At 71.8% G+C, this 19,787-nt stretch carries 18 protein-coding genes; 7 read left to right on the top strand and 11 right to left on the bottom strand.

Annotated elements, in window-relative coordinates; genetic code table 11:
* Window positions 1-23 precede the first annotated feature (23 nt).
* Both QF034_RS22135 and QF034_RS22130 read right to left on the bottom strand, forming a co-directional pair.
* Window positions 24-776, bottom strand: coding sequence for a Crp/Fnr family transcriptional regulator (locus tag QF034_RS22135; RefSeq protein ID WP_307176600.1), 753 nt, complete (start codon window positions 774-776; stop codon window positions 24-26).
* A gap of 142 nt (window positions 777-918) precedes the next feature.
* Complete coding sequence (locus tag QF034_RS22130) at window positions 919-1,704, bottom strand: TIM barrel protein (protein ID WP_307176599.1); 786 nt, start codon at window positions 1,702-1,704, stop codon at window positions 919-921.
* Window positions 1,705-1,852: 148 nt separating this feature from the next.
* On the opposite strand from QF034_RS22130, the gene QF034_RS22125 reads away from it, so the two are divergent.
* Together QF034_RS22125 and QF034_RS22120 are read left to right on the top strand one after the other, a co-directional pair.
* Complete coding sequence (locus tag QF034_RS22125) at window positions 1,853-2,878, top strand: LacI family DNA-binding transcriptional regulator (protein ID WP_307176598.1); 1,026 nt, start codon at window positions 1,853-1,855, stop codon at window positions 2,876-2,878.
* Window positions 2,879-3,100: 222 nt separating this feature from the next.
* Window positions 3,101-3,847 (top strand): hypothetical protein, encoded by a 747-nt coding sequence (locus QF034_RS22120; RefSeq protein WP_307176597.1) that lies wholly within the window; start codon window positions 3,101-3,103, stop codon window positions 3,845-3,847.
* 27 nt (window positions 3,848-3,874) lie between these two features.
* Here QF034_RS22120 and QF034_RS22115 read toward each other — a convergent pair whose 3' ends face one another.
* The 3 genes from QF034_RS22115 to QF034_RS22105 all read right to left on the bottom strand — a co-directional run bounded on the left by QF034_RS22115 (window position 3,875) and on the right by QF034_RS22105 (window position 6,216).
* Entirely contained in the window at window positions 3,875-4,321 is a 447-nt protein-coding gene (locus QF034_RS22115; protein ID WP_307176596.1) for a Pycsar system effector family protein, read from the bottom strand.
* Window positions 4,322-4,408: 87 nt separating this feature from the next.
* Window positions 4,409-5,116 carry a TIGR03943 family putative permease subunit gene (locus QF034_RS22110; protein ID WP_307176595.1) on the bottom strand — a complete coding sequence of 236 codons (708 nt, stop codon included), beginning with the start codon at window positions 5,114-5,116 and terminating at the stop codon, window positions 4,409-4,411.
* A complete protein-coding gene (locus QF034_RS22105; RefSeq protein WP_370880829.1) occupies window positions 5,113-6,216 on the bottom strand; it encodes a permease in 1,104 nt (367 codons plus the stop codon). Before QF034_RS22105 ends, QF034_RS22110 begins: the two co-directional genes overlap by 4 nt.
* A 143-nt stretch (window positions 6,217-6,359) precedes the next feature.
* Between QF034_RS22105 and QF034_RS22100 the strand changes: the two genes are divergently transcribed.
* A complete protein-coding gene (locus QF034_RS22100; RefSeq protein ID WP_307176593.1) occupies window positions 6,360-8,258 on the top strand; it encodes an NAD-binding protein in 1,899 nt (632 codons plus the stop codon).
* Window positions 8,259-8,352: 94 nt separating this feature from the next.
* Here QF034_RS22100 and QF034_RS22095 read toward each other — a convergent pair whose 3' ends face one another.
* Window positions 8,353-10,230 carry a S9 family peptidase gene (locus tag QF034_RS22095; RefSeq protein ID WP_307176592.1) on the bottom strand — a complete coding sequence of 626 codons (1,878 nt, stop codon included), beginning with the start codon at window positions 10,228-10,230 and terminating at the stop codon, window positions 8,353-8,355.
* A 100-nt stretch (window positions 10,231-10,330) separates the two neighbouring features.
* Here QF034_RS22095 and QF034_RS22090 point away from each other — a divergent pair, with 100 nt between their 5' ends.
* Window positions 10,331-11,155 carry a class I SAM-dependent methyltransferase gene (locus QF034_RS22090; RefSeq protein WP_307176591.1) on the top strand — a complete coding sequence of 275 codons (825 nt, stop codon included), beginning with the start codon at window positions 10,331-10,333 and terminating at the stop codon, window positions 11,153-11,155.
* A gap of 50 nt (window positions 11,156-11,205) precedes the next feature.
* Entirely contained in the window at window positions 11,206-12,003 is a 798-nt protein-coding gene (locus QF034_RS22085) for an SURF1 family protein (protein WP_307176590.1), read from the top strand.
* A 204-nt stretch (window positions 12,004-12,207) separates the two neighbouring features.
* On the opposite strand, the gene QF034_RS22080 is transcribed toward QF034_RS22085, so the two are convergent.
* From QF034_RS22080 to QF034_RS22065, 4 genes are all read right to left on the bottom strand, one after another.
* Window positions 12,208-13,248 carry a hypothetical protein gene (locus tag QF034_RS22080; protein ID WP_307176589.1) on the bottom strand — a complete coding sequence of 347 codons (1,041 nt, stop codon included), beginning with the start codon at window positions 13,246-13,248 and terminating at the stop codon, window positions 12,208-12,210.
* A gap of 116 nt (window positions 13,249-13,364) precedes the next feature.
* A complete protein-coding gene (locus QF034_RS22075) occupies window positions 13,365-13,940 on the bottom strand; it encodes a SigE family RNA polymerase sigma factor (protein ID WP_010032008.1) in 576 nt (191 codons plus the stop codon).
* Window positions 13,941-14,539: 599 nt separating this feature from the next.
* Window positions 14,540-15,625: an aspartate-semialdehyde dehydrogenase gene (locus QF034_RS22070; protein WP_307176588.1), complete on the bottom strand. Its 1,086-nt coding sequence runs from the start codon at window positions 15,623-15,625 to the stop codon at window positions 14,540-14,542.
* On the bottom strand, window positions 15,625-16,902 hold the full coding sequence (locus tag QF034_RS22065) for an aspartate kinase (RefSeq protein ID WP_086561646.1): 1,278 nt from the start codon (window positions 16,900-16,902) through the stop codon (window positions 15,625-15,627). Before QF034_RS22065 ends, QF034_RS22070 begins: the two co-directional genes overlap by 1 nt.
* Before the next feature lie 235 nt (window positions 16,903-17,137).
* Here QF034_RS22065 and QF034_RS22060 point away from each other — a divergent pair, with 235 nt between their 5' ends.
* Together QF034_RS22060 and QF034_RS22055 are read left to right on the top strand one after the other, a co-directional pair.
* On the top strand, window positions 17,138-17,860 hold the full coding sequence (locus QF034_RS22060; protein WP_307176587.1) for a response regulator transcription factor: 723 nt from the start codon (window positions 17,138-17,140) through the stop codon (window positions 17,858-17,860).
* Window positions 17,857-19,278: a sensor histidine kinase gene (locus QF034_RS22055; protein ID WP_307176586.1), complete on the top strand. Its 1,422-nt coding sequence runs from the start codon at window positions 17,857-17,859 to the stop codon at window positions 19,276-19,278. The genes QF034_RS22060 and QF034_RS22055 overlap by 4 nt, the downstream gene beginning before the upstream one ends.
* On the opposite strand, the gene QF034_RS22050 is transcribed toward QF034_RS22055, so the two are convergent.
* On the bottom strand, window positions 19,244-19,783 hold the full coding sequence (locus QF034_RS22050; RefSeq protein WP_307176585.1) for an SgcJ/EcaC family oxidoreductase: 540 nt from the start codon (window positions 19,781-19,783) through the stop codon (window positions 19,244-19,246). The two genes, QF034_RS22055 and QF034_RS22050, sit on opposite strands and share 35 nt — an antisense overlap.
* Between the last annotated feature and the right edge of the window lie 4 nt (window positions 19,784-19,787).

Below are 19,787 nucleotides of genomic sequence, written 5' to 3'. Positions count from 1 at the left end.
AGAGTGCGCGAAGCGATTCCGTATCAGTACGGGTTGTCGGCAACGACTTTGGCGAATTCCATCAACTTCGGAACGTCACAGATGGTTATGTTGCGGTAACTGCGTTCCACCAGTCCCTGGGCTGTCAGTGCGGCCAGGCTCTTTTCGGCCGTGTTGAGCTTCAGACCTGCCAGCGACGCGAGTTCCTTCTGGGTGAGCGTCACACCGAGGTCGCATCGCCTGCCGTCACCGTCCGGCGCGGGCTGGGCATAGGCCTGGCACAACTCGGCCAGGACCCGGGCCAGCCGGGTCAGCGAGTCGTAGGCCTGGAAGTCGACCCGGCGCCGGTTGGCCCAGCGCAGCCGGGCGCACAGCATCTGGAGGATGGCCCGCATGGCGTCCGGGTGCCGGGTGAGGAAGGTCTCCAGCGCCTGCACCTGGATGATCCGCGCGGTCACGTCACTGCACGCGATCACCGTGCCGGACCTGGGACGCTCCTCGAAGGCCGCCATCTCGCCCACCAAGTCGCCCGCTATACGGACGGCGAGCAGCATGTCGTAGCCGCTCTCCGCGCTGGCGACGACCTTCACGACACCCCTCGTGATCAACAGGACGTGCCGGCTGTCGTCGCCCTGCTGCAGCAGCGCGCGATGTGTCGGATAGGCGATGGGGGTGCCCTGCCCCAGGAGTTCTTCGCGTGTCGTGTTCCGCAGCCGGCCGAGAAAGGTGGACGGCGGCCACACGTGATTCACCAGCACCCCCGACGATCTCACTCCGCGGCGCAGTTCGCCGTTCAAGCGTCTGACCATGTTGCCGCCGAGCCGAGCCCCGGCAAACAGACGGGACGGGATGTGGCCTGTTCTTCTTGCCTCTCAGCCGGAATTGACCGAACGGACGTTCCCTGTAGGAACACGTCCACGATTAATACTGGTGAGTTAATCAGAGCGTGAAAGCCGAGCGGAAGCGCTCCAGCGCCAGTTCGCTGTCGCCGGAGGCCCAGGCCTCCATCGCGACCGTGCCCTCGTAGCCGATCTCCTTCAGGGTGCGGGCGACGGCGGGGTAGTTGATCTCGCCGGTTCCGGGTTCGCGGCGGCCGGGGACGTCGGCCACCTGGATCTCGCCGATCAGGTCCAGGGCGTGGGCCTTGCGGACCAGTTCGATCAGGTTTCCCTCGCCGATCTGGGCGTGGTAGAGGTCCAGGTTCATCCGCAGGCCGGGGCGGTTCACCGCCTGGACCAGGGCCAGGGTGTCGGCCGCGGTCGCGAACGGGACGCCGGGGTGGTCGACGGCCGTGTTGAGGTTCTCCAGTGTGAAGACCACGCCGGCCCTCTCGCCCAGCTCGGCGAGGCGGGTGAGGGTGTGGTGGGCGGTGATCCACAGCGGGCCCGTGGGGTCGCCGGTCACCGGCGCTACCGGCAGGCCCTTGTCGTCCAGGCCCGTGCCGTGCAGGTTCAGGCGGGGGCAGCCCAGTTGCTCGGCCGCCCGGATCGACGCCTCGGCGGTGCGCAGGAGCTCCGCCGCGCCCTCCTCGTCGGTCAGGGTGCCGCGGATGTAGCCGGTCATCGAGGAGAACTCGGCCGGGGTGCGGGCCAGGGCGTCGAGGTCGTGCCGGGTCCAGTCCCAGATCTCGGCCTGGAAGCCGGCGTCGTGGATGCGCCGGGCCCGCTCGTCGATCGGCAGGTCCAGGAAGACCATTTCGGCGCAGACCGCCAGGGTGTACACCATCGCCAGTTTCCTCTCGTCTTGAGCGATCCGACTAGAGCGCCGACTAGAACGTCGACTAGAACGTTCTAGGAGTCTGCCCTACATCGCCCGCAGGGGCTAGAACGTTCTAGGATCGGCTTCCGGTGACGACCCGACCAGGGAGGAACCCGTGCCAGAGACCCCGGCGGCCCCGGACGGAAAGCGGCCGACGCTCGCGGACGTCGCCGCGCGGGCCGGTGTGTCCACGGCGCTTGTCTCCATCGTGATGCGGGACGCGAAGGGCGCCGGTGCGGCCACGCGGGAGCGTGTCCTCCAGGCGGCGCGGGACCTCGGCTACCGTCCGGACGCCCGGGCGCGGCTGTTGCGCAGCAGGCGGTCCCGGCTCCTCGGGGTGCAGTTCGGCCTCCAGCAGCCGTTCCACGCCGACCTGGTCGAGGGCATCTACGCGGCGGCCGAACCGGCCGGGTACCAGATCGCGCTGAGTGCCGTGGCCGCCGGGCGCGGCGAGCAGCGTGCCGTCGAGACGCTGCTCGCCGACCGCTGCGAGGCGCTGGTCCTGCTCGGTCCGCAGGCCCCGGCCGCGCGACTGGCGGAACTCGCCGTGCAGGTGCCGGTCGTCTCCGTGGCCCGCCGGCTGCGCTCGCCCGTCCCGGGGCTGGAGGTCGTACGGACCGCCGACGACGAGGGAGCCCGCCAGGCCGTGGACCATCTCGTCGGCCTCGGGCACCGGGACATCGCCCATGTCGACGGCGGCCGGGCGCCGGGCGCGGCCGACCGGCGCCGCGGCTACCGCACCGCCATGAACCGCCACGGCCTGTCCGGCCACATCCGAGTCCTGGCCGGCGGGCTGACCGAGGAGGAAGGTGCCGCTGCCGCCCGCGGCCTGCTGGTGGCCCGCCCGCGCCCCACTGCTGTGCTGGCCTTCAACGACCGCTGTGCGACCGGCGTTCTCGACGTGTTCCTCCGCTCCGGTGTCATGGTTCCCGGCGACATCTCCGTCGTCGGCTTCGACGACAGCCACCTGGCCCGGCTGGCCCACATCGACCTCACCACCGTCGGCCAGGACATCCCGCGCCTCGCCCGGCTCGCGGTCGGCCGGGCCGTCGCACGTCTGGAAGGTGAGGAGGCCGCGACCGGCGAGGACGTCGTCGCGCCTCGGCTCGTGGTGCGGGGGACGACCGCCGCGCCTCGCTGAACCCCGGTCCCGGTCCCGGCCGCGGCCGGGACCCGTCCCGCCGCCGGTGTGGTGCCATGCCCGCCGACCGGAACGTGATGCCGTTGCTGCCGTGGAAGGTGCTGTCCTGGGCCGAGAAGCGCGGGGGACGGAAGCTGACGTAGGGCGGGGGCGGAAGAGGCGGGGCGTGGGCGTGGCGCGGGCGTGAGCCGTCGAGTGCGTGAACCGGAGGGTTGGCGAGCCATGGGACTGTTTCGGAAGCGGCGGGAGCGGTGGGAGCGGCGGTCTGGGGACGAGCCGCACCCGTACGTGGATCAGGAGCAGGGGCGGTCCGCCGATGACGCGTACGTGCTTCTGCGGGACGGCGCCGGGGAGTTGGAGGGCCTGTGGATCGGTGACGTCCGGCAGGCCGACGACGACTTCATCGGGGCGGTGCTCGCCCGGCACGGGCTGGGGGACGATGTGACGACCTCGCGGTACCGGGTCGTCCACAACACCTTCAACGACCGCGGCGGAGTCTTCGTCAGGTTCGTCGGGGACGCCTCGACCGCCGGAGCCGGTGCGCCGCCCCGGCGGGAGCTGGTGGTCGGGGACCGGCACTGCCCGGTGCACGAGGACTTCGACGCGTTCAGCCGCGATGCCGCCGCCGGTGACGTCGCGCTGCTGAAGACGACCATCGACGCGGCGTCGGCCGGTGACCTCTACCCGCTGTACCAGGCGCTGTCGGAGAGGTTCGGCGATCAGGCACCGCAGGCCCGGGCCGCAATGCGCGCCGCGCTGCAGTGCGCGACGTGCCTGCGGCTCTACCCGGCCAGTCTGATCCATCTGCGGGACATGAAGCGGGAGGGCAGGCCGATGGCCGGGACCGTCAGCAGCGAGGACGGCGCCAGGCAGGTCAACCGGGCGCTCGCGATGACCGCGTGTCTGGACTGCGGCGGCGAGGTCGCGGTCTGGGTGTACAACCCCCATGTCCTGGATGAGTCGCAGTGATCTGAGTGGGCTGCTGGCTGCTGGCTGCTAAGACAGCAGCCCGGCCAGCGTTCCCGCCAGGGTGAGGGTGAGGAAAGCCGCGCCCCAGGCCATCGCCCGCCGTATGCAGCGGTACTTGAGCCGGGCCGTGCGGGACAGGGCTTCCGACTGCCCCGCGTCTGTGGAAGACGAGGCCTGGGAGGTGCGTCGGGGCGATACGGCCAGACCGAGGAGGACGAGGGACGGGGCGCAGGCCGCACAGCCGGACCAGACCAGGAGTTGCGGGACCACGGCGTACTGGCCCGGCACGATGAGGCCGCCCGCGATCGCGCCCAGCAGGGCGGTCAGGGCCGCGCCCAGGGTCGCCAGGGTCAGACCGGCCTTGCTGTCGGCCTTCGCGAGTTGCTCGCGGGCCTCGGTCATGAGGTCCCGGGTGGGTTCCGCCGCGCGGTCGGGCCGCGTCCCGGTTCCGGTCTCGCGAGTCGATGCGGTCATGCCTCCCCCTCGCTGATCAGCGAGATTCCCGAGTACCCGGAAGTGGCTGTTCTACTACGCGGCGTGCTGGCATCCGGTACGCGGGGCTCAGGTGTTCCACGTCTCGTCGTACGGGTCGGTCGGTACCGGTACCGGTCTGGCGCTGGTGACGTCGAGGTACGGGATCGGGCCGTCGTTGACCGGGTCCTTGGTCCGGCGGGGTGTGTAACGGCCGGTGATCTCCAGCCAGGTGTCCGGGCTCAGGACCGGGGGGATCCTGCCGGTCAGGGCGATCTTGACCGGCTGGGCGTCCGCAGCGCAGCAGTTGAGGCCCATGCGGACCAGGTAGGGGGTGCCCGACCGGTCCAGGGTGACGAAACCGGTGATCTTCAGCTCGCGGTCGCGGAGGGAGCGGCCCTTGTCGTACACCGCTCGGCCCGCGTAGTCGGCCACGCCGAGGCGGAGGGGTTCACCGGCGGGGAGGTCCGGGAACCCGAAGGGCTTCGTCAGGGCCGTGCCCGTGTGGGCCGCGCTGTAGGAGCCCAGGGCCGGCGGGGAGACCAGGATCAGAGCGAGGACGGGGAGGGTGAGGAGCCAGGAGATGCGGGGCTCGTGGTGGTGGTGCTGTTGCCCGCGTGCGCGGCGGCGTTCGTACCAGAGGGTCGCCGCCGCCGTCGCGATCAGCACCACGCCCGCCACCAGCACCAGCGGGCGCAGGCCCGCCTTGACGTAGCGCAGGTACAGGTCGGTCAGGCCGGCGTGCAGGAGTGTCGCGCCGAGCAGGAAGAGGAGGGCCGTCTGGGCCAGGCGGTTCACAGCAGGACCGTTCCGGTCAGGGCCGACACGACGACGGCCAGGGCGAACGTCGCGGGGGCGAAGCGCAGGGCGAAGGCCCGGCCGAAGGTGCCCGCCTGCATCGCGAAGAGCTTCAGGTCGATCATCGGCCCCACGACCAGGAACGTCAGACGGGCCGTCAGCGAGAACTGGGTCAGGGACGCCGCCACGAACGCGTCCGCCTCCGAGCAGATGGACAGCAGGACGGCGAGCACCGCGAGCGCCAGCACCGAGAACACCGGGTTGCCGGCCGCCGCGCGCAGCCACTCCTCGGGCACCACCGCCTTCAGCGTCGCCGCGGCCATCGCGCCGACCACCAGGAAACCGCCCGCGTGCGTCACGTCATGGCGCACCGAACCCCAGAAGGCCGCGCCCTTGCCCTGCCCCTCGTACGTCGGTCTGTCCGGCGGGCGCAGCCAGTCGGTGCGGCCGACGCGGTGCCAGAGCCAGCCCATCGCGCACGCCACCAGCAGGCTCGCGACGAAACGGGCCAGGACCATCTCCGGCTTTCCGGGGAAGGCCACGGCCGTCGCCGTCAGCACGATGGGGTTGATGGCGGGTGCCGAGAGGAGGAACGCCAGCGCCGCCGCCGGTGTGACCCCCCGGCGGACCAGCGCCCCGGCCACCGGCACCGACGCGCACTCGCAGCCCGGCAGCACCGCGCCCGCCACGCCCGCGACCGGCACCGCCAGGGCCGGGCGCTTCGGCAGAGCCCGGGCGAAGAAGGACGGCGGCACGAACACCGCGATCGCCGCCGACAGCAGCACGCCGAGCACCAGGAACGGCAGTGCCTGGACCATGACCGCGACGAACACCGTCATCCAGCTCTGCATCACCGGTGCGGACAGGGCCCCGCGGATCGGGCCCTGGAGCATCACCGCCGTGAGCAGGAGGAGAGTGAGCAGGAGGGGTGAGTTGAGGTGGCGGGCCTCGTCCGGGCTCGGGTGGCGGGCGTCGTCCGGGCCTGGGCCCTTGTCGGCGACCGGTTCGGTGGTCTCGTTCCCGACCGTCTCGTCGGTCTCCTGCGGGGCGGGTTTCGTGGTGGCCACGGGCCCGGTACCTCCGGTCGTGCGCACGGGCATTGCCTCCCCTTCCTTACGGCCGGGCCACGCCGGGCGTTCAGCCACCGCTGTCCCCTTCTGGAACCAGCCGTCCCGGTGAGGCAGTCTTCTCCCTTGTGGGGAGCGTTCCGAACCAAGGTCTGCCAGGTGATCCGGCCACGCACATGATCGTGTGCGGGGACGACGGGCTCGCGCACCGGCTGGCCGCCGAACTGCGCGGTGTGTACGGCGAACAGGTCACGCTCGTGGTGCCGACCTCGGGGCGCCGGGTACGGCAGCCGGTGGTCGGGCGGGCCCGGGCCGCCTCGGCGGCCCTGCTCGACCGGGTCAGCGCGGCCGTCAACCGGACGGGCACGGGCGCCGCCGAACCGGCCGCGAACGAGCAGATCGTGGAGGCCCCCGAGGTCACCGAGGCCGTGCTCACCGACGTGGGCGCCGACCGGGCGGCCGCTCTGGCGCTCGTGTACGACGACGACGAGACCAACATCCGCGCCGCGCTCACCGCCCGCCGGCTCAACCCCCGCATCCGGCTCGTACTCCGGCTGTACAACCGGCGGTTGGGCCAGCACATCGAGGAACTGCTCGACCAGACGGCGGCGGTGGCCTCCGGCACGGGGCCCGGCACGGGCGGTGGACTGGACGCGTCGACGACCGTGTTGTCCGACGCCGACACGGCCGCTCCCGCGCTGGCCGCCACCGCCCTCGTCGGCACCAGCAAGGTCGTCCAGACCGAAGGGCTCGTCCTGCGTGCCGTGGAGCGGCAGCCGCCGCGGCCGGGCGAGGTGGCCGACCCCGGCCTGTGCACCCTGGCGCTGCTGTCCGCGACCAGCAACGACCCGGCCGGGGCGGACGGTTCCGAGGGCAGCGGGGAGCAGGGACCGCGACTGCTGCCGGACGAGACGGCGGTGGCGTCGGCGACCGGGCGCGGGACCGTCGTCCTGGAGCAGGTGTCGTACTCCGGGCCGTCCCTGCCCGCCGGGCGGGGTGCTGTGCCGCCGTTCGCCTCGCTGTTCTCGCGGCGGCTGCGGTGGTCGCTGGCCGGATTGGTGGGGTGTGTGCTCGCGCTCGCCGTCGCGTTCATGTTCGTGACCGGGGAGCATCCGCTGTACGCCACGTACGTCACGCTCCTCGACCTGTTCGGCATCAACGATCCCGCGTACCACGCGTCGACCGGGCGGCAGGTGCTGCAACTGCTGTCCGGGCTGGTCGGGTTGCTGCTGCTGCCGGTGCTGCTGGCCGCGGTGCTGGAGGCACTGGGCACGTTCCGCAGCGCGTCGGCGCTGCGGAAGCCGCCGCGGGGGCTCGGCGGGCACGTGGTGCTGCTCGGGCTCGGCAAGATCGGCACGCGGGTGCTGACGCGGCTGCGGGAACTGCACATTCCCGTGGTGTGCGTCGAGTCCGACCCGGAGGCCCGGGGGATGGCCACGGCGCGGCGGCTGCGGGTGCCGGTGGTGCTCGGGGACGTCACGCAGGAAGGGGTGCTGGAGGCCGCGAAGATCCATCGGGCGCATGCGCTGCTGGCCTTGACCAGTGCGGACACGACGAACCTCGAGGCCGCGCTGTACGCACGGTCCGTGCGGCCCGATCTGCGGGTGGTGCTGCGGCTGTACGACGACGACTTCGCCACCGCGGTGTACCGGACGCTGCGGGCCGCGCATCCGTTCGCCCTGACCCGGAGCCGGAGTGTGTCCCATCTGGCCGCGCCCGCGTTCGCCGGGGCGATGATGGGGCGGCAGATTCTGGGGGCGATTCCGGTCGAGCGGCGGGTGTTGCTGTTCGCGGAAGTGGAGGTGGCCGGGCATCCGCAGCTGGAGGGGCGGACGGTCGGGCAGGCGTTCCGGGCGGGGGCGTGGCGGGTGCTGGCGCTCAACACGGCACCTCCTGGGGGGCGGCGGGGTGAGGGGGAGACTCCGGAGGAGGAAGGGGCGCCGGCTTCGGGGCTGGTGTGGGATCTGCCTTCCACGTATGTGCTGGGGGCCGGTGATCGGGTGGTGCTGGCGGCTACGCGGCGGGGGTTGGCGGAGTTGCTGGGGCGGAGGCGGCGGGAGCGGGCGGGGGCGTGATCGCCGAGCGGTGGATTCACGCCCCAAGGGGCGCGGGGAACTGCGCGATCAGCCACGACGCACCCGCAGCCGCCACACCACACGCCCTCCCGAGCTACTGGGCGTTCGGCCGCCCCTTGAGGTGCCTCTCCGCGAACTCCAGTTCCAGCCTCACCTGCTTGATCCGTTCGTCCACCACCAGTGAGCCGTGCCCCGCGTCGTAGCGGTACACCTCGTGGACCGCGCCCCTGGCCTCCAGGCGCTTGACGTAGTTCTCGATCTGGCGGATCGGGCAGCGGGGGTCGTTGACGCCGGCCGAGATGTAGACCGGGGCCTTGACCTGGTCGACGTAGGTGAGGGGGGAGGATGCCTTGAAGCGGTCGGGGACCTCTTCGGGGGTTCCGCCGAGGAGCGTGCGGTCCATCGCCTTCAGCGCTTCCATCTCGTCGTGGTACGCCGTGACGTAGTCGGCGACGGGGACCACCGCGATGCCCAGGGCCCACGCGTCGGGCTGGACGCCGAGGCCGAGGAGCGTGAGGTAGCCGCCCCAGGAGCCGCCGGTCAGGACGAGGCGGTCGGGGTCCGCGAGGCCCGAGGTGACGGCCCACTCGCGGACCGCGGCGATGTCCTCCAGCTCGATGAGGCCCACGCGGTGCTTCAGGGCGTCCGTCCAGGCACGGCCGTAGCCCGTGGAGCCGCGGTAGTTGACACGGATCACCGCGTAGCCGTGGTCGACCCAGGCCGCCGGGCCCGCCGCGAAGGAGTCGCTGTCGTGCCAGGTCGGACCGCCGTGGATGTCGAAGACCGTGGGGAGCGGACCGGTGCTGCCCTTGGGCTTCTGGACGAGTGCGTGGATACGGCCGCCCGGCCCCTCCACCCACACGTCCTCCACCGGCACCGAGCCGGGTGACTTCATGCCGGGCGGGTCGAGCACGACACCGCCGGACGTGGAGCGGACCGCCGACGGTTCGGCGGCCGAGGACCACATGAACTCCACGCTGCCGTCGGGCCGGGCCGTGGCACCGGAGACCGTGCCGGGCGGGGTCGGGATCTCGGTCAGGGCGCGGCTCGCCAGGTCGTAGCGGAACAGCTCGCTGCGGGCCTCGAAGCTGTGCGCGATGAGCAGGCCGGTGCCGTCCGGGTACCACTCGGCGCTGACGTCGCCGGGCAGCTCCAGCGCCAGGTCCGTCTCCTCGCCGGAGGCGACGTCCCAGACCAGGGGCTCCCAGCGGCCCCGGCGCTGGTGGCCGATGAGGAGGCGGGTGTCGCCGTCGACGGGGGCGAAGCCGAGGACCTCCAGGCCCAGCTCGCGCCTCCCGCCCTCGGTGTCGTCGAGGTCGGCGACCGGGGTGCCGTCGGTGCGCAGGACGCGCAGGGCGGAGTGCATGGCGTCGCCGTGCTCGGTGTGCTCGATGGCGATGAGCGAGCCGTCGTGGGAGAGGTCGCCGACGCCGGCCGACTCGCGGTGGCGGTAGATCTCCACCGGCTCCTCGCCCGTGCGGACGAGGTGGATCGTCGTGCCGTCCTCGTCGGTCGAGCGGCCGATGACCGCCGTGCGCCCGTCACGGCCGAGGGCGAGGCCCGCCGGGTAGGAGGGGCCCAGGCCCTCGGCGGCGGGTTCGTCCGCGCCGCCCGCGAAGGGCTGGCGGCGCCAGACGCCGAACTCGTCGCCGTCCTTGTCGTCGAACCACCAGATCCAGGCGCCGTCCGGGGACAGCACGCCGTCCGTCGTGCCGTTCGGCCGGTCCGTCACCTGGCGCTGCTCGCCCGTCTTGCGGTCCCAGGCGTACAGCTCGTACGTCCCCGTCGCGTTCGACACGAACAGGGAGCGGTCCGGGGCGTCCTCCGCCCAGTCGGGCAGGGACACCCGGGGCGCCCGGAAGCGCTTCTCCCAGTCCGGCATCCGCTCCTGCTGTGCCGCCTGTACCTCTTGCTCGTGCTGGTCCCGATGGTCCCGCTGATCCCGCGCGTCGGATCCGTTGCTCTCAGTCATGGCCCCATACTGCCCGCCCTCACCGACAATTCGCTGGCGAGGTCCTCAGCCTGTGGATAACCTCCACGGGTCCCCCTTCCCAGCAGGTCAGGAGTCATCCATGTACTCCCCCACCCCGGCCGACTGGCACGAGGCCAACCGGGCCCACTGGGACGAGCGGGTCCCGCTGCACACCACGGGCGGTTTCTACGACCTCGACGCCTTCCGGGCCGGGCAGGACCCCTTGCGCGACTTCGAAAAGACCGAGGTCGGCGACGTCTCCGGCCGCTCGCTGCTGCACCTCCAGTGCCACATCGGCCTCGACACCCTGTCCTGGGCGCGGCACGGCGCCGACCGTGTCGTCGGCCTCGACTTCTCCGCACCGGCGGTCGACGTCGCCCGCGGCCTCGCGCGCGATCTCGGCCTCGGCCAGGACCGGGCCGCCTTCGTCGCGGCGGACGTGTACGACGCGGCCACCGCGGTTCCGGACCCGTCGTACGACATCGTCTACACCGGCGTCGGCGCGCTGTGCTGGCTGCCCGACATCGGGCGCTGGGCAGAGACGGCGGCCTCGCTGGTGGCGCCCGGCGGGTTCCTGTACCTCTCCGAGTTCCACCCGCTCACCGACGTCCTCGACGACGAGACCGGCTCGCGGATCACGTACGACTACTTCGCCCGTGACGCCTGGATCGAGGAGAGTCCGGGTTCCTACGCGGCCGAGGGCGCCGAGTTCGTCCACAACCGGCGCGTGGAGTGGCAGCATCCGGTCGGCGAGGTCGTCTCGGCGCTGGCGGCGGCCGGGCTGCGCATCGAGTTCCTGCACGAGCACGACGTCTCGCTGTTCCGGCGGTTCGGGTGCTTCGAGCGGCGGGACGGCTACTTCCGCTATCCGGCGGACCGGCCGCGGATCCCGCTGATGTACTCGCTCCGGGCCCGCAAGGACTGACGGCCGACCCCGCAGGCCGGGTTCGCCCGGCTGCCCCGTACCGTAAGGGTGTGTACCGGTTTCTGCTGACGCCCCGATGGTGGGGGATCAACGTCTTCGTGCTGTTGTCCATCCCCTTCTGCATCTTCATGGGGTCCTGGCAGCTGGGCCGGTTCGAGGAGCGGGTCCAGGACCACCGCACGGCGACCGAGCAGGTCTCCGAGGCGCGGCACGAGGCGCCCCGGCCGCTCGGCGAGATGCTGCCGGTGACCAAGGCGACGTCCGGCAAGCAGGTCACCGCGACCGGCCGCTACGGCAGGCAGTTGCTGGTGCCCGGCCGGGAGCTCGACGGCAAGCAGGGCTTCTACGTCCTGACGCTGCTGCGGACCGACTCGGGTGAGGCGCTGCCGGTGGTACGGGGCTGGCTGCCCGGGGCCGCCGACGCGGCGAAGGCGCCCGCCGCGCCCGCCGGTGAGGTCACGGTGACCGGGGCGCTTCAGGCGTCCGAGACGCCGGGTGACAACGGCGTCAGTGCGCAGGGCGGTCTGCCGGCCGGGCAGACCGGGGCGATCAGCGCGGCGTCCCTGGTGAACCTGGTGCCGTACGACGTGTACGACGCGTGGGTCACGTTGGCGAAGGGTGACTCGGGGATGAAGGCGGTGCCGGCGAGTGCGCCGCCGGACACCGGGCTGGACCTGAAGGCGTTCCAGAACCTCGGTTACACCGCCGAGTGGTTCGCCTTCGTGGGGTTTGTGATCTTCATGTGGTTCCGGTTGCTGCGGCGCGAGGTGGAGTTCGCGCGGGATGCGGAGCTGGGGCTGGTGGCGGAGGAGGAGCAGCCTGTCGCTGCGGACGCCGGAGCGAAGTGACGCGGCGTTGCTGCTGAGGCCGGGTGGGTCCGCAGCCCGGCGGTGCGGGGTGCCGCTGCGCCCACCCGTGCCGCCTGGGGGGCACCTCCCAGGCCCTTAAGGCACTGGGGGAGGCACGATTGCCCGCAGCTCAGGCCTGAGGCGGGGTGCCGCCTTCTTGGGACGGGCGCGCCCCAGCGGCACGATTGCCCGCAGCTGAGGCAGCTACGAAGCCGCCAGTACGCCCGTCCAGTAGACCGTCCCCGCGCACGCGTTGGACACCGTCACCGAGGTCGCGCCCGAGCCGGTTGACGGGGTGTACGTCACCGCCACGCTGCCGTCTGGTGTGCCGTCCTCTGTGGCCAGCTGCGGGGCCGTGCCCGTGTCGCCGGCGGTGGAGGTGCCGCCCGTGGCGCCGTCCGGCGTCGGTGTGGGTTCGGGAGTGGGGTCGCCGGGGTCGCCCGGGTCGCCGCCGGGGGTCGGGCAGGTCTCCGTGGGGACCCAGGCGAACTTCACGTCGTAGGCGACGCCCGGCGCGAGCACCAGCTGGGCGGCCTCCAGGGACGGGTCGGGCAGCCCGGCCGCCGCGTCCCCGGCCGTGTGCCGGACCGCACCGACCTTGGTGGCGTCGGCCGAGCCCTGCGCCAGGGCGCTCACGTCGCCGGGGCCGGTGACCGTGCAGCTCGCCGCGGAGACGTTGGTGACACGGAAGGAGCCGTAGACCGCGCCGGTGGAGTCGGGGGCGGCGCTGCTGCCGGTGGCGGGGCCGAGCTGGGCGGCGGTGCACGCCTGGATGCCGGCGGCGGTGGTGGAGGACGGGCCGGCACCCTGGGACGCGCCGGTCGAGGCGCCGCCGGTGCTCTTGCCTTCCTTGCCCTTCTCCTTCTTGTCGCCCTTGCCCTTGCCCTCGGTCTTGCCGGGCGAGCTGCCCGCGGTGCTCTCACCGCCGTCCGGGCCCTTGCCCTGGCTCGCGCCGCCCTGCGTCTCGGAAGCGTGGCCGGCGACCGACGGGTTGGCGTCGGAGCCGGGGGCGTTGGAGACGTGCACGAGAGCGGGGATGGCCGTGCCGATGAAGAGCGCGGCGGCGGCCATGCCGACGACGGCCTGCCGCTTGCGGGCCCGGCGCTGGGGCACCGCCTTCCGCAGATAGTCCAGGGTGCCGTCGCGCGGCTCCACCTCCTGCACCACTTGGTGCAGCATCCTGCGCAGGTCCAGCTCGTCCGAGTCGAACCCCTCGGGGCTCTGGTCGTCCAGGCCGTGGTTCACAGTTCCGTTCCCAGCGTGCGATTGCTTCGGATCTTGCCCGTGCAGCCTTGTCGGCTCGTGCCACTCGAAGGGTTCGTGCCGGTCGCGCCCGTCGCGGGGCGCGCCGTTGCCGTCGCTCATGCCGGCGCCTCCATGGCCAGCCGCAGCGCCGCGATGCCGCGCGAGCCGTAGGCCTTGACCGAGCCCAGGGATATGCCGAGGGTCTCGGCGACCTGGGCCTCGGTCATGTCCGCGAAGTAGCGCAGCACCAGCACCTCGCGCTGGCGGCGCTGGAGGCCCTTCATCGCCTTGATGAGGGAGTCGCGCTCCAGCTGGTCGTAGGCGCCTTCCTCGGCACTGGCCATGTCGGGCATGGGCTTCGACAGCAGCTTGAGGCCGAGGATGCGGCGGCGCAGCGCCGAGCGCGACAGGTTGACGACCGTCTGACGCAGGTACGCCAGGGTCTTCTCGGGGTCGCGGACACGCTTGCGGGCCGAGTGGACACGGATGAAGGCCTCCTGGACGACGTCCTCGCAGGAGGCCGTGTCGTCGAGGAGGAGGGCGGCGAGACCGAGCAGCGAGCGGTAGTGCGCCCGGTAGGTCTCGGTGAGGTGGTCGACGGTGGTCCCGGCCGCGACACCGTCCTCGGCGCCGTCACGCTGGTTCGGGATGCGGGCCGGCCGCGCTGCGGGCACGGGCGCGATCACCGGCATGCCACCGGCGGTACCGGGCATGCGGGGTCGTAGAACCGCCGGACGGGGCGGTCTGAGGACCGTGCCGCGTGCCGCGCTGAAGTCGAGTACCTCTGCCACGTCTGTTGGACACGCTCACCCCCGTGAGGGTTGTACGTGCCGGGCATCACTTTCACGCCGACCTTGACCGTCGACGGTCTACCCGCGTCAGGCAGCACAACCGATGGTGCATCAAATGCCCTCATGCGTCCCGCTCTTCCCCTATGTCCATTTGTGAACGGGCGTCCCCACGCCCGGTTCCAGGCGTCCCCACGCCTGAATGCACGTCCCGCCGCCCGGAAGGGCGATCGCAAAGACGCTCCCCGCCCTCCGCGTGGTTGCGGAGGGCGGGGAGGTAAATCCTCGGATGCCGAGGGGGTCCGGGACAAGTGGTCCGGACCATCGACCGGCTCACATGTCGTACACAGATCCTACAAACCCCCTATGACACACGGCGGGGGATTTCGGCGTGGCGAAACTTCCCGAAACCCGGGCGACGCCCACGGGCCCGGCCCGTCACGAAGGCCGACGGCCGCCGGGTCGGCACGACACGGAAGCTCGACGGCCACCGCTCCGGCCCGTCACGAGCGCTCGGCGGCCACCAGTTCGGCGATCTGTGCGGTGTTGAGCGCGGAGCCCTTGCGCAGGTTGTCGCCGCAGACGAACAGTTCGAGCGCCGTCGGGTCGTCCAGTGCCCGCCGCACCCGCCCGACCCACGTCGGGTCCGTGCCGACCACGTCGGCGGGGGTGGGGAACTCGCCCGCGGCCGGGTTGTCGAACAGCACGACACCGGGCGCCGTGGCGAGGATCTCGCGGGCCTTGTCGACGGTGACCTCGCCCTCGAAGCGGGCGTGCACGGTCAGCGAGTGCGTGGTGATCACCGGTACGCGCACGCAGGTGATGGCCACGGGGAGGCCGGGCAGCCCGAGGATCTTGCGGGACTCGTCCCGGACCTTCAGCTCCTCCGACGACCAGCCGTCCTCGCGCGGCGACCCGGCCCACGGCACCACGTTCAGCGCGACCGGCTCCGGGAACGGCCCGGTGCCGTCCCCCACGGCCCGCCGTACGTCACCGGGGTTCGTCCCCAGCTCCGTGCCGGCGACCAGGGACAGCTGCTGCCGCAGCGTGGCCACGCCCGCGCGGCCGGCGCCGCTGACCGCCTGGTACGAGGAGACCACCAGCTCGCGCAGCCCGAACTCGGCGTGCAGCGCGCCCAGGGCCACGATCATGGAGAGCGTCGTGCAGCTGGGGTTGGCGATGATCCCGCGCGGGCGCATCCGCACGGCGTGCGGGTTGACCTCGGGCACCACGAGGGGCACCTCCGGGTCCATCCGGAACGTGCCGGAGTTGTCGACCACCACCGCGCCCTTGGCGGCGGCCAGGGGCGCCCACCGCTCGGCGACCTCGTCGGGGACGTCGAACATGGCGACGTCGACCCCGTCGAAGGCCTCCTCGGTGAGCGCCACGACCTCGGTCTCCTCGCCGCGCACGGCCAGCTTGCGGCCGGCCGAGCGCGGGGAGGCGATCAGTCGGATCTCGCCCCAGATGTCCGCCCGCTGGGACAGGATCCGGAGCATGACCGTGCCGACGGCCCCGGTCGCTCCCACGACGGCGAGCGTCGGCCGCCCGGACCGGCCGGACCCGTCGGCCCGTCGGAGGCCTGCCATCAGCGGCCGGTGCCTCCGTAGACGACGGCCTCGTCGCTGTCGGAGTCGAGCCCGAACGCGGTGTGCACGGCACGGACGGCCTCGGGCACGTCGTCGGCGCGCGTGACGACCGAGATGCGGATCTCGGAGGTCGAGATCAGCTCGATGTTCACACCGGCGTCGGACAGCGCCTTGAAGAAGTCGGCCGTGACACCCGGGTTGGTCTTCATCCCGGCGCCGACGAGGGAGATCTTGCCGATCTGGTCGTCGTAGCGCAGGGAGTCGAAGCCGATGGTGCCCTTGTTCTTCTCCAGGGCGTCGATGGCCTTGCGTCCCTCGGACTTGGGGAGCGTGAAGGAGATGTCCGTCAGACCCGTGGAGGCGGCGGACACGTTCTGCACGATCATGTCGATGTTGATCTCGGCGTCCGAGATCGTCCGGAAGATCGCGGCCGCCTCGCCCGGCTTGTCCGGCACGCCGACGACCGTGACCTTGGCCTCGGAGGTGTCGTGCGCGACACCGGAGATGATGGCCTGCTCCACCTGCTTGTCCCCTTGCTCGATCGGCTCACTGCTGACCCACGTGCCCTTGAGTCCGCTGAAGCTGGACCGGACGTGGATCGGGATGTCGTACCGGCGGGCGTACTCCACGCAGCGGTGGAGCAGCACCTTCGACCCGGATGCCGCCAGCTCGAGCATGTCCTCGAGGGAGATCCAGTCGATCTTCCGGGCCTTCTTCACCACGCGCGGGTCGGCGGTGAACACGCCGTCGACGTCGGTGTAGATCTCGCACACATCGGCGCCGAGGGCGGCCGCCAGGGCCACCGCGGTGGTGTCGGAGCCGCCGCGGCCGAGCGTGGTGATGTCCTTGGTGTCCTGGCTGACGCCCTGGAAACCCGCCACGATCGCGATGTTGCCCTCGTCCACCGAGGTCTTGATCCGGCCCGGCGTGACGTCGATGATCCGGGCTTTGTTGTGGACCGAGTCGGTGATGACACCTGCCTGGCTGCCGGTGAACGACTGCGCCTCGTGGCCCAGCTTTTTGATCGCCATGGCCAGCAGTGCCATGGAGATCCGCTCTCCGGCGGTCAGCAGCATGTCGAGCTCGCGCCCGGCAGGCATCGGGGAAACCTGCTCGGCGAGATCGATCAGCTCGTCCGTCGTGTCGCCCATCGCGGAAACGACGGCAACCACCTGGTTGCCGTTCTGCTTCGCTTCCACGATCCGCTTGGCGACGCGCTTGATGCCCTCGGCATCGGCTACGGAGGAGCCTCCGTACTTCTGCACGACAAGGCCCACGTGCGCTCCTCGCTCAATCCGTCTCTATCCGCTCATACGCATTCGTACTGCGGTCGGCTCAGTCTAACGAGCGTCCGAAAAACCCCTCCGCGATATCGCATGGTGAGACTTCCGGGGGTACTCGTTCAGATCTGCTCATGCCCATCTGGGCACAGGCCACGCGAGAAAGTGCCCGGCGTCACAATCGCACGTGCCCGCTCACGGTGACTCAACTTTCAAGCACTAGGGTTCGCCTGTGCGCGTACTTCTGGTGGAAGACGATGAACCGGTCGCCGAGTCCCTCAGACGCGGCCTGAAGCGCTACGGCTTCGAGGTCGAGTGGGTCACCACGGGCCGGGCGGCGCTGGACCACCCGGGCCCCTGCGACGTCGTCCTGCTGGACCTCGGCCTGCCCGACACCGACGGCCTGGACGTCTGCAAGGCGCTGCGCGCACGCGGCGACGTCCCGATCATCGTGATCAGCGCCCGCAGCGACGAGACGGACCGGGTGGTGGGCCTGGAGATCGGCGCGGACGACTACGTCTCCAAGCCGTTCGGCGTCCGCGAGGTCATCGCGCGCATCCGTGCGGTCATGCGCCGCGCCCAGCCCCGCACTCCCACGGCCGGGGCGCCCGGGAACGGCCCCGACCGCTACGGCCCCCGCCTGACCGTCGACCGCAAGGCGGCCCGGGTGCGCCTCGACGGCGAGGAGGTGGCCCTCGCCCCCAAGGAGTACGACCTGCTGGCCTTCCTCACCGAGGAGCCCGGGGCGCTGATGTCGCGCGAGCAGATCATGGAAGCGGTCTGGGACGCGAACTGGTTCGGGCCGACGAAGACGCTGGACGTGCACGTGGCGGCGTTGCGGCGGAAGCTCGCGGGGGCGATCACGATCGAGGCGGTGCGCGGGGTCGGCTTCCGGCTGGAGATCGTCCAGGACGGCGGCGATCCGAGCACCGGAACGGACAGCGCCGCCTCATGATCCGCCAGCTCGTCCGCAGCTACATCTTCCTCGTCGCGATCGCCATCGCCCTGTTCACGGTGCCGGTGGCCTTCTCCCTCACCTCCCAGCTGCGGGGCGACACCGAGGGGTCCGTGCTGCGCGAGGCCAAGACCATGGCGCTGCTGCTGGCCCACGGCGACTCCACCTCCTGCGAAGCACTCCGGAAGATGGCCACCGCGTACGCCGCCGAGACGCCCGGCGACGTCCAGGTGACCGGAGCCGCAGGCTGCGCGCCGGGCCTGCTCCGCCCGAAGCGGGACGCGGCCCTGACCGCCGCCCTCGAACGGAACGATGCCACGACCGACTGGGGCTCCTCCTTCATCTGGGGGCCCGAGCTGGTGATCACGGTCCCCGCCAGGACGGCCGGGGAGGACCACGCCGCCGGGGCCGTGCGCATCGTCTACTCGACGGACGAGATGACCGACCGCCTGTGGACGATCTGGGGCTTCCGGGCGGTCCTCGCGGTGCTGGTCCTCGGGGTGGCCGCCCTGCTCGGCGCGGGGGTGGCGCGGCGCCTCACCCGCCCGCTGCGCCAGCTCAACGACATGGCGAGCAGGTTCAGCGACGGCGACCTGACCGCCCGCTCCCCCGTGACGGGCCCGCCGGAGACCCAGACGCTAGCGCGCACCCTCAACCAGGGCGCGGAACGCCTGGACACGCTGATCGCGGCCCAGCGCATCTTCGTCGCGGACGCCTCGCACCAGCTGCGCACCCCGCTCACGGCCCTGCGGCTGTCCCTGGACAACATCGCGGACGGTGTCGACGACGAGTTCGTCCGGGAGGACGTGGAGCAGGCCACCGCCGAGGTCGTCCGGATGAACCGCCTGGTCAACGGCCTGCTGGTGCTGGCCCGTGCCGAGGCGAAGGTGACGGCGGCCGAGCCGCTCCCGCTGCTGGACATCGTGCGGGAGCGGCTCGCCGTGTGGAGGCCGGCCGCCGACGAGCGCGGAGTCACCGTCGCGCTCAGGGGGAGTATCGACGGCCGGCCGTCTGTGCTGTCCAGCCCCGGTCATCTGGACCAGATGCTGGACAACGTGCTCTCCAACGCCCTGGAGGTCTCGCCGGACGGCGGGACGATCACCGTGCGGGTGGACCCCCGGGGCGATGTGGTGGGGGTGTCGGTCCTGGACGAGGGGCCCGGCATGTCGGACGCCGAGAAGTCCCGCGCCTTCGACCGCTTCTGGCGCGGCCAGGGACTGACCGGGAAGGGCGGCTCCGGTCTCGGTCTCGCCGTCGTCAAGCAGCTGGCGACGGACGACGGCGGGACCGTGGCCCTGACGGACGCTCCCCCAGTCTCGGCTTCGCTCGACCGGGGGCACCCCCATGGGCGCGGTCTGTGCGTGACCATCACCCTCCGGGCGGTCAGCCCTCGGGCATCTTCGAGGAGTGGTGGTTGACGATCAGCCACGTGCCGTTCGGCTGCTTCTCGTAGGCGTACGTGTAGCGGGCCTTGACGGTGCTCTTCGCGCCCGTCTCGTGGTCGGTGAGCGCGAACTCGTACACGCCGGTGTCGATGGCGGTGTCCCGGTCGAGGACGTTGACGACCGACTCGACCTTCGTGCCGGCCGGCTTTTTCCGGAGGAAGTGCTCGAAGTAGTCGACGATCTCGGCTCTGTCCGTACGGACGTTGTCGGAGACGGTCGGCAGCAGGACGGCGTCCTTGGCGTACAGGTCGGCGACCTTCTGCGGGTCGCCGGTCTGCAGCGCCGCGTTCCACTGGTCGAAGAGTCCGAGCACCTGCGCCTTGGTGGCCGTCTTGGCGGACGTCTTCCCGGAGGCGCCGCGCGAGTCGGCCCCGGCGACTCCGGCACCGACGGCGAAGGTGCCGGCGGCGAGGACGGCCACGGCGGTGGCGACGGCGACGCGCTTGCGTATGGACGGGGCCGCGGGGCGACGGGTCATCTTC

It is taken from the genome of Streptomyces africanus, assembly GCF_030816955.1.
Taxonomy (GTDB): Bacteria; Actinomycetota; Actinomycetes; order Streptomycetales; family Streptomycetaceae; genus Streptomyces; species Streptomyces africanus.
This window is presented reverse-complemented; position numbering and strand designations above follow the sequence as displayed.